Origin of the sequence: Nocardia sp. NPDC058497, from assembly GCF_042720195.1 — a bacterium.
Lineage (GTDB): Bacteria > Actinomycetota > Actinomycetes > Mycobacteriales > Mycobacteriaceae > Nocardia.
Window position 1 is genome coordinate 1 of sequence record NZ_JBHXMY010000914.1, and the last position, 1564, is coordinate 1564.

The window sequence follows — 1564 nt, forward strand, 5'->3', positions numbered from 1 at the left end:
CGCGGCCGCCCTTTTTCACTTTGAACGCGACGACCGGGGTGTGCCGCGTGTCGTATTGGTCTCTCGGGGGGGTGAAACCCTCTACGTAGTGGACGTAGGCGTCCTCGTCGACGATGATCAGCGTCCGCTCGAACTGGCCCATGTTCTCGGTGTTGATCCGGAAGTAGGCCTGCAGCGGGATGTCGACGTGCACGCCCGGCGGCACGTAGATGAACGAGCCACCCGACCAGACGGCGGTGTTGAGCGCGGAGAACTTGTTGTCACCGGCGGGGATCACCGAGCCGAAGTACTGCTGGAAGACCTCCGGGTGCTCCTTGAGCGCGGTGTCGGTGTCGAGGAAGATGACGCCCTGCTTCTCCAGGTCCTCGCGGATGGAGTGGTAGACGACCTCGGACTCGTACTGCGCGGCGACACCGGAGACAAGGCGCTGCTTCTCCGCCTCGGGGATGCCCAGCTTGTCGTAGGTGTTCTTGATGTCCTCGGGCAGGTCTTCCCAGCTCTCGGCCTGCTTCTCCGAGGAGCGCACGAAGTACTTGATGTTGTCGAAGTCGATGCCGTCGAGGTTGGAACCCCAGTTCGGCATGGGCTTGCGATCGAAGATGCGCAGGGCCTTGAGGCGGATGTCGAGCATCCATTCCGGCTCGCTCTTCTTGGCCGAGATGTCGCGAACGACAGCCTCCGACAGGCCGCGTTGCGCGCTGGCACCGGCCACATCCGAATCGGCCCAGCCGTAACCGTAGTTGCCCAGCGAGGCGATGGTCTCGTCCTGGGTCAGCGGTTGCACCTGGTCGGTGGTCGTCGTCATTCGGCACTCCTTCCGGAGTCGTTCGTTCGTCCCGCCGCGGGCTGTGCGGCGATGATCAGCGGTACGTGGGTGGTGCAGGCGCAATCGCCGTTGGCGATGGTCGCAAGTCGCTGTACGTGGGTGCCGAGCAGGTCGCGGAAAGCGTCCAGTTCGGCGTCACACAGCTGCGGGAACTCCTCGGCGACATGGGCCACCGGGCAGTGATGCTGGCAGATCTGCACACCGGCGCCGACCTGGCGCGTGGTGGCGGCGAAACCGGCGTCGGTGAACGCTTCCGCGATCTCCTCCACCTTGGCCTCGATCTCCGGCGCGGTGTGCTCGGCGACCGGCTCGATGCCGTCGACGATGACGTTGACCCGCTTGCGGGCGAATTCGGCGATCGCCGCGTCGCCGCCGATCTCGCCGAGCTGACGGATCGCCGCCCCGGCCAGATCGTCGTAGGCGTGGCCGAGATTGCCACGCCCGGCCGCCGTGAGCTGGTACTGCTTGGCCGGGCGGCCGCGGCCCTTCTGCTGCCACGGCGCCGATCGGCTCGCCCTGGCCTGACCCGCGTCGATCAGCGCGTCGAGGTGCCTGCGCACGCCCGCGGGCGCGAGCCCGAGTGCGGTGCCGATGGCGGTCGCGGTGATCGGGCCGTCTTCGAGCAGGAGCTGGACGATGGCCGCCCTGGTGTGACCCTCGTGCACGGTCGCGACGGGCACGGCCGACGTCCGGGCGCCCGGGGGGGGTAGCCCGCGCCCCCCCCCCCCCGAGCCCCCA

Annotated in this window: 2 protein-coding genes; both read right to left on the reverse strand. The window is 68.0% G+C overall.

What is annotated here, in order from left to right; genetic code table 11:
- A partial coding sequence (gene sufB, locus ACFWPJ_RS32415) for a Fe-S cluster assembly protein SufB (RefSeq protein WP_378857278.1) occupies nucleotides 1-805 on the reverse strand: 805 nt, incomplete at its 3' end.
- Nucleotides 802-1506, reverse strand: a complete 705-nt coding sequence (locus ACFWPJ_RS32420) for a helix-turn-helix transcriptional regulator (protein WP_378857280.1) — start codon at nucleotides 1504-1506, stop codon at nucleotides 802-804. The genes sufB and ACFWPJ_RS32420, both read right to left, overlap by 4 nt.
- Between the last annotated feature and the right edge of the window lie 58 nt (nucleotides 1507-1564).